This is a genomic window from Mycobacterium sp., assembly GCF_032162105.1.
In the GTDB taxonomy this organism is placed as follows: Bacteria; Actinomycetota; Actinomycetes; order Mycobacteriales; family Mycobacteriaceae; genus Mycobacterium.
In genome coordinates this window covers 1-7,230 of sequence record NZ_JAVRPS010000087.1, presented here as the reverse complement: position 1 = coordinate 7,230, position 7,230 = coordinate 1, and the positions used below count along the sequence as shown (strand labels likewise).

At 62.6% G+C, this 7,230-nt stretch carries 6 protein-coding genes and 1 pseudogene; 3 read left to right on the top strand and 4 right to left on the bottom strand.

From position 1 onward, the window contains the following. The first annotated feature begins 563 nt into the window (after positions 1 to 563). Both QOC69_RS04215 and QOC69_RS04210 read left to right on the top strand, forming a co-directional pair. The gene (locus QOC69_RS04215) at positions 564 to 1,127 is read left to right on the top strand and encodes a dihydrofolate reductase family protein (RefSeq protein WP_526436672.1); all 564 of its coding nucleotides are present in this window, start codon (positions 564 to 566) and stop codon (positions 1,125 to 1,127) included. A gap of 650 nt (positions 1,128 to 1,777) precedes the next feature. Further along, complete coding sequence (locus QOC69_RS04210) at positions 1,778 to 2,563, top strand: alpha/beta hydrolase (RefSeq protein WP_526436670.1); 786 nt, start codon at positions 1,778 to 1,780, stop codon at positions 2,561 to 2,563. Between the two features lie 208 nt (positions 2,564 to 2,771). Here QOC69_RS04210 and QOC69_RS04205 read toward each other — a convergent pair whose 3' ends face one another. After that, the gene (locus tag QOC69_RS04205) at positions 2,772 to 2,996 is read right to left on the bottom strand and encodes a hypothetical protein (protein ID WP_526436674.1); all 225 of its coding nucleotides are present in this window, start codon (positions 2,994 to 2,996) and stop codon (positions 2,772 to 2,774) included. Between QOC69_RS04205 and QOC69_RS04200 the strand changes: the two genes are divergently transcribed. Next, a complete protein-coding gene (locus QOC69_RS04200) occupies positions 2,902 to 3,273 on the top strand; it encodes a DUF6602 domain-containing protein (protein WP_526436668.1) in 372 nt (123 codons plus the stop codon). The genes QOC69_RS04205 and QOC69_RS04200 overlap by 95 nt on opposite strands. Before the next feature lie 769 nt (positions 3,274 to 4,042). Here the strand turns inward: QOC69_RS04200 and QOC69_RS04195 are convergent. The 3 genes and pseudogenes from QOC69_RS04195 to QOC69_RS04185 form a co-directional block, all read right to left on the bottom strand. Continuing rightward, positions 4,043 to 4,861: an SDR family NAD(P)-dependent oxidoreductase gene (locus QOC69_RS04195; protein ID WP_526436666.1), complete on the bottom strand. Its 819-nt coding sequence runs from the start codon at positions 4,859 to 4,861 to the stop codon at positions 4,043 to 4,045. 198 nt (positions 4,862 to 5,059) lie between these two features. Then, positions 5,060 to 5,221, bottom strand: a pseudogene (locus QOC69_RS04190) (response regulator transcription factor); the annotation flags it as partial. A gap of 546 nt (positions 5,222 to 5,767) precedes the next feature. Continuing rightward, positions 5,768 to 7,132 (bottom strand): sulfatase-like hydrolase/transferase, encoded by a 1,365-nt coding sequence (locus tag QOC69_RS04185; protein ID WP_526436664.1) that lies wholly within the window; start codon positions 7,130 to 7,132, stop codon positions 5,768 to 5,770. Between the last annotated feature and the right edge of the window lie 98 nt (positions 7,133 to 7,230).

The following is a 7,230-nucleotide window of genomic DNA, read 5'->3' as shown; positions in this document are numbered from 1 at the left end:
CCTGCCACTGCGCCCATGGTGGCAGGCCTAGCTCGCAGCGGTCCATACAACTGGTGCCGTCGATTGGCACACCTACTGGCTAGTTGCTGACCCGTTCCTTCGTGATCGAGTCGCAGATGCCGCGTTTCGAGCCATATATGGATTCGCTCGGCGACAGCAGCCCATCCGGGCGTCGACGCGGAGAAGAACAGCCTGATAGCAATATCCTTGCGCCGCAGGCTAATTCGTCACGGTGACGTAATTCGGATCGGTGCCGGCGTGGACGAAGCGGGGTCTCGCGCCGCCCCAGTGCGAACAATCTGCCGCGCCGGCCCTTAGGCCGCATTAGCTGCGGGGAGGTCATAGGCGAGGCGGATCATAGCGGTGTTACGACCCCCGCGGGGGTTAATCCCATGCTGTTTAAGTCGATTCGCGAACATGCCGGCTCGACCGGCAACCTGGCGGGCCTTAATCCCGGTTTGGCGTCGAGTCGCGCAAACTCTCCGGGCAGGAGTTCGGCGGCGTGAAGATTACCGCTTTGCCGGCGTCCGATGAGTTTCCGTCCGTGTGGTGGTCTAACCCGCATGGGCAAACTGACTTACGGCATGAATGTCTCGGTGGACGGCTACATCGCCGACACGAACGGTGATATCGGGTGGAGCGACCCGGACGCCGAACTGCACCAGTACTGGAACGACCAGGTCCGCGACACGGCGGTGTCGCTGTACGGGCGGAAGCTGTACGAGCTGATGTCCGCCCACTGGCCGACCGCCGACGAGGCCCCCGACGTGTCGTCGGTGCAGGCCGAGTTCGCCCGGCTGTGGCGGGCGATGCCGAAGGTGGTGTTCTCGAAGACCCTCGACTCGGTCGGCTGGAACTCCCGGCTGGAGCGCGGTGACGTCGTCGAGGTCGCCACGAGGCTCAAGGCCGAGACCAACGGCGTGATCGAGGTGGCCGGTGCTACGCTCGCCGCGCCGCTGGTCCGGGCCGGCCTCGTGGACGAGTTCCACGTGGTGGTCACCCCGGCCGCGGTCGGCGGCGGCACGCCGTTCTTCCCGACGCTGGACAAGTGGATCACGCTGGAGCTGGTGGAGAACCGCACGTTTCCGTCGGGCGCGGTCCTCCTCCGCTATGTCGTGAAGAACTAGGAGACGGTGACGGTGGGGGCGAACCAGCTTCGGCCTGCTCGCCCGCTTCCTCGACGATGAAGCCCGTCCGGCTGTAGAACCCAATCCAGTTAGCCGATCGGGGACACTCATTACGGCGCAGCAATAGCGCTGCACCACAACATAATTCGTCACAGTGACGAATGGGGGGCGGTACCGGGCAGAGGGACGAAGTGTGGTCGACTGCTAACCAAGGGGGGCCGACCATCCACGACACGCTGAAGAGGGTTCATCTAACAGCGAATACATCATAAGTGATTGAACCGTACGGCGACCTGGGTGTATGGACAACAGTTGAAGCGAGCCCGTGCGACAGCGAGGAGGTCTATCCAATTCGGCGACCTGCGCAAATCGCTGTTTGTTCTTCATCTCTGGTGAAATACGTTGGGCCACGGTGCAACTCGCAGCAGTTAGCTGGTAATGGTGCGTGCTCAAGAGGTGCGAATTAAAAACCTTGACCTCGCGCAGGCACGCTATCTACGGTCAGGCGTCAGTCTGGTCGGTCCGTGCGTACGTGAAGGTGTCATCCGCCTGTTGCTTGGCGGCGGGCCGGCTTACCAGTCGATAACTGCGATGAAGGAGCTTGCTTGTTCTGACGGCCGTCGGGGCCATTAGCTGTCACCCTTGTCTTCGTGTCTGACATCAAGCACGTCGTTCTGATTCACGGTTCGTGGAGCCGAGGGGAGCAGTGGGCCCCCGGCCGGGCTGCTTTCGAAGAACGTGGTTACACGGTGCATACGCCGACGTTGCGCCATCATGAGCTGCCCTTGCACGAGGGTGCCAGCAAGATCGCACCACTGAGCCTTCGTGACTACACCGACGACCTGGTGGCACTTGTCGCCTCGCTGGACTCGCCACCACTTCTGGTCGGGCACTCGCTGGGCGGTCTGGTGGTCCAGTTGGTTGCGGCGCGAACCGACCATGCCGGCATGGTCGCGGCTTGCCCGTCGGCGGTAGGCCCCTCCGGTCTGAATCCCACCACGCTGGGGATTTCGCGTCGGCATGCTCTACAGCTGCGGCCATGGGCAAAGCCGGTGTATCCCCCGACGTGGGAGCGGTTTTGGCCAGCCGTCGCCGGCGCCCAGGCCGAGGAGGTTGCTCGCAGGGTGTTCGATGATTTGGTCTGCGAATCCGGGCGTGTGTTGTTCTTCGAGCTCGCTATGCCGTGGCTGGATCGGGCCAAAGCCGCCAGGGTGGACTTCGGCGCGGTCGCTGGTCCGGTGCTGGTGATTGCGGGCGGGCGCGACGGTATCGTGCCGGGGCGGCTGGCACGCCGGGCCGCAGCCCGGTATCGCAACGCGACGTATGTCGAGGTTCCCCGTTCCGACCACATGGTTTTTTACGGGGACGCGCTATCCATCACCATGGGCCACATCGACGACTGGATCGCTAGGAATAACGTGCTCTCCACCCCCTAGCCTGAATGCGACCGGGAGCTCTCTTGACACCGATCGGCCGACACGCCAGGCCATGACCCGAACAGTATTGTTCCGCAGTGCAACTCGCTGTAGTTAGCTGGTACCGGTGCGTGATCCATAGGTGCGAGTTGCGCGTTGTCGCCGTCCTCAACGAGTCCTCATAGCAGGCGAAAGTCCGATCCCGACCGCTCGGGTGATCTGGCGGCTATCAGGTTTGGACCCGCAAAGGCGCCTGACCGGTACCTTCAAGATTGTGACTGATGACGGCTTGGCCGAACCGCATCTGCGCTTTCATAGGATGCTGCAAACAACCGAGAAGGCCCTCCGGTTGTCCCTCGATGAAGCGCGATCGAAGACGTCCCATCCCGGCGACAAAGGCGACGATGTCGAGGCCGATACTCGCGCGGTATTCGAGTAGTTCGTTCCTGCCCACTGGCTTCAGCGTCGGAGAGGGCAAGGTGTACGACGCTTACGGTGACGAATCGGCTCAAGCAGATGTGGTGATAACGAACCCTGATCACCCGTTCCGGTACCCGCGAACCAAGACAGGTGCCTACATGGTCGAAGGCGTAGCTGCCGTCGGCGAAGTCAAGTCCGTCCTGACCAAGCCCGAGTTGAAAGCGCCATTGCAGCGGGCGCAAAATTCAAGCGACTTCGACCCACCTTCAACCATGACGACAAAGTCGTCGGCACAGCAAGTAGAGCGCTAGGAAGCCTTACCGGTGGAGTTCCGCCGTTCTTCATTCTCGCCTTCGAAAACGACGTAGCGATCGACACCATTGTGGGGACGCTGAGTTTTAGCGAGCTCGTGCCAGTTCCCGACGGGAAAGCTTTTCCTGACGGAAACGGGAACAACCCACAGCCTCCGGTTGACTGCGTATGCGTTCTGGGCAAGGGAGTCTGCCTCAACCTGCGAACCGGCGACGATGTTCCGATTCACTTCGTCGACGCCGCGGGCGCAGCCGTAGATGGCTGGCAGTGGATCGCGACACCCGCGCTAACACTTATCTGGTTGCACGCCGAGATGCCACGAATATCGCGCGCAGCGTCAATCAGCCTGCCGTACTTTGCGCCGCAGCCGCACCACATCAACTACATGCAGAGCCAAAGCAGGTGAACGACGCTCACGATGGCACTTCGAAATAGATTGCAGCACAATGCAACTCGGCCTAGTTAACTGGTAACGGTGCGTGTTCAAGAGGTGGGAGTTCGTGCGTGCGCTAGGGGAGCGGTTGTGGTTTGCGATCTCCTGTGCGTCCCCCGATACGAGGCCCAACCAGTCGGCCCCTCCATCTCTAAGCCTAGAGACCCGGTTCAGCCCGCCACCTCGCCGCGTTTGGAGGCCGGCCGGTCAAGTTGCAGGGCGGGAACCTTCGGTACAAGCTGCCGGACCATCTGCGAGGTCGCGAGGCCGTGTTCGACTGGTTCGACGTCGACTCGGACGACACGATCCGACGTTGCCCCATGGATTGAAACCGCCTACTTGCCGAGCCCCTTTTCCATGAATCGCCCGATCGAGGACACCGTTCGTCGCCGCGATGACAGCCGGGTCTGCGCGAGCACGAACGCGCGATTCAGAACGCCGGGCACGATCATGTGCTTGCGGCCGATGGCTGCGAGCACCTCAGGTGCGACGTTGTCGCGGTCGCCGACGAGCCACTGTGGGTATTGCGAGAACGCATCACCCTGAGTGTTCATCAGGCCGCCGATCATCACCAAGACGTCCACACCGGTGCCGCGCAGCTCGTACCACAGTGTCTCACCCAGAATGATCTGAAACGCCTTGTTGGCGGCGTACCCCCCGTTGTACGGGCCCGACGTCAGACCAACCCCAGACGACACGATGACGATCGCGCCGCGCCCACGATCACGCATCGCACGCCCGAATCGATGCACCAGGGCGGTGTAGGCCCGGGCATTGATGTCGATCATCCGTAGGTGGACATCAAGGTCCAGGTCCAGGATGGTCGGCGTTTCGTCCGGCGTGTACATGTGGTTGCAGACCAGCACGTCGACGTCGAGATCCTGAACCACGGTCTCAAGATCCTCGTAAGGCGGAAATGCGCCCAGATCGCAGGCCACGGTCCGTACCTCGATGTCGAAGTCTCTACGCAACTCGTCGGCGCGTGAGTGGAGGTCCTGGTCAAGGATGTCGACGAGGACCAGGTTCACGCCGAACCCGGCCAACTGTCGGGCGAAGGCATACCCCAAACCCTCCGGACGGGCCGCGCCGGTGATCAGAGCCCAACCGCCCCTGTAACGGGCGATGCCGGTCGCACTCAACGGCTTTCGCGTCAATCGTGACATCAGAAGTCAAGCCCCCGATTTGCTGCATGGTCATCGAACCTCGCAACAGTGTCTCAGATTCTCGTACGGCGCGTTGAGAATTCGCAGCCCGCTGATTGTCGTACAGCGTCACGAGGTTGGTTTCGATGGTGGATCGCGACCGGTCGCATAACGTCGCGCTCAGTCGGGGTGAGAGATGCGGTCGGCAGTTCAGCCACGACGCGTCGCTTCCTGCGCCAGCTGCACGCGGGAGGTCAGCCCGAGTTTGGTGTAGATGTGGGTGAGGTGGGCCTGAACTGTGCGGGGTGAGACGAACAGCCGTGCGGCGACCTCCTTGTTGCCGAGGCCTTCGCTGACAAGCCGTACGACGTCGGGACGTCGACGGCGGCCCGCAGGCGATACGCGCGCTGGAAGGCTTTGGCCGTCGGCTCGTAGTTATCGGCCGTCGCGAACAGGTCGGCGGATCCGCACGGCTACTCTTCGCGTCGACTGTTGGATGGCTTAGCCCCGTACGGCGAACGCCGTCATTGCCGTCGAAAGCACCTGTGTCGCAACAATTTCCGTAGTGAACCAACCCTCGAAGAAATGTCACTGTGACGTATTAAGGGCTTCAACGGGGAGGCGCGGGACGGGGGTTACCCGAGGTCGACTGAGCGCCGTGAGCATCGGCGGGTGTATCCGATGCGGCGACAGCGTTGCGACAGGGCGCACCGCCGACCGCCGAGGCCGGTGATTACCACCGAGACCTGCGTGAACCACTCAATCGTCCACTGGTGCGAGTACTTGCATTTGATGCAACTCGCAATGGTTTACTGGTAACGCGGTGCGTCACTATGCCTCGAGTTGCCCTGCTGTAGGGCTCGGCGGGGGCGGGCCAGCGTGGCCCGCGGTTCTGCCCTGGGGGAGAGTGGCGACGCTTCAGGCTGAAGGTTGTTGAGGAACGAAGTCCAGTGGTGCCCCGGCGGGGATCAGGGGTTCCTTCGCGACGCTCTGTTTGAACTCGGCGAGTAACCGTCCGAAGTGGGCAAAGGTCCAGCTGTGCAGGTAGACGTGGTTGTAGGGTTCGCGTTCTTTGGGGTCGGTCATGAGGTTCACGACGTGGGGGAAGGCGAGCGGCAGCGCGGGGTCGGTGAAGTACTTTTGCTGGACCATCACACATTTGAAGTTCTGCCATTTGACGCCGTAGATCTGTTCGCCGTTCCAGTAGATGAAGCCGTCGCGGCTGGATGCTTCGTCCTGACCGGCCAGGAACGCGGTCTGGTCCTTCCCGTCGATGGCCCGATCGCCGGGGGCGTCGAGTCCGGTCATCGCGAGCAGGGTGGTGAACCAGTCGGTGACGTGCATGATCTCGTTGCTGATCACCCCTTCGGCGACGTGGCCCGGCCAGCGGGTGATGCACGGTGTCCGCAGCGAGCCCTCCATGCCGGTGAAGTAGGAGCCGTCGAAGAAGCCGGCGGTTCCGCGGTGCAGCAGCATCTCTTCGTTGCCGTTGTCGCCGGCGAACACCACGATGGTGTTGTCGGTGAGCCCGAGGGCGTCGAGTTTGTCCAGCAGGGCCCCGAAGTCGCCGTCGAGTTGCAGCAGGCAATCGGCCCAGTCGCCGTTGCCTCTGGTGCCCTTGTACTCATCGCGCGGCACGCAGGGCAGGTGCATCAAGGTGGGGTTGTAGTACAGGAAGAACGGTGCGTCCTTGGCGACGCTGTCGTCGATGAAGTCGAAGGCACGGCGTAGGTATTCCACGTCGACGTTGCGTTTCACCTCGAAGGTCAGCTGCTCGCACTCTGTTGGCGGTTGACCTGTGGTGCTCTCCAACAGGTGCGACACCGGGTCGCGGGTGGGGTCATACCAGGGGTCGGTCTCCCAGAGTGCTTCGTCGTAGGAGTGTTCTGGTCCATACCAGGCGTCGAACCCGTGGTCGGTGGGCCAGCGGCCCTCTTCGTCGCCGACGTGCCATTTGCCCAGACACGCGGTGGCGTACCCGGCCTCGGAGAAGATGTCGCCCAGGGTCCGTTCCCACGCGACAAGACCGAACGGCATGCCGTGCCCGGAGGCGGTGTGGTTGCCCGAGCGGATCGCGTGGCGTCCGGTGAGTAGCGCCGAACGGGTTGGGGTGCACTGGGATTCGGGCGCATAGTTCAACATTTGGAAGCCTTGCGCGGCGAAGGCGTCGATGCGTTTGGTGTCGGCGCCGCGCAGGATTCCGCCGCCGTAGCAGCCGAGTTCACCGAAGCCGAGGTTGTCGACGTGGAAGAACACGACGTTCGGCGACGCAGATTCCGACATTGGGGCCTCCTCCGCTGCCGACGGCAGCCGCCACCAGTATGGATGTAGCCACTACGTGCTCGACGTGGATTCGACGTCGAACCGTTGCGCGGTTGCCG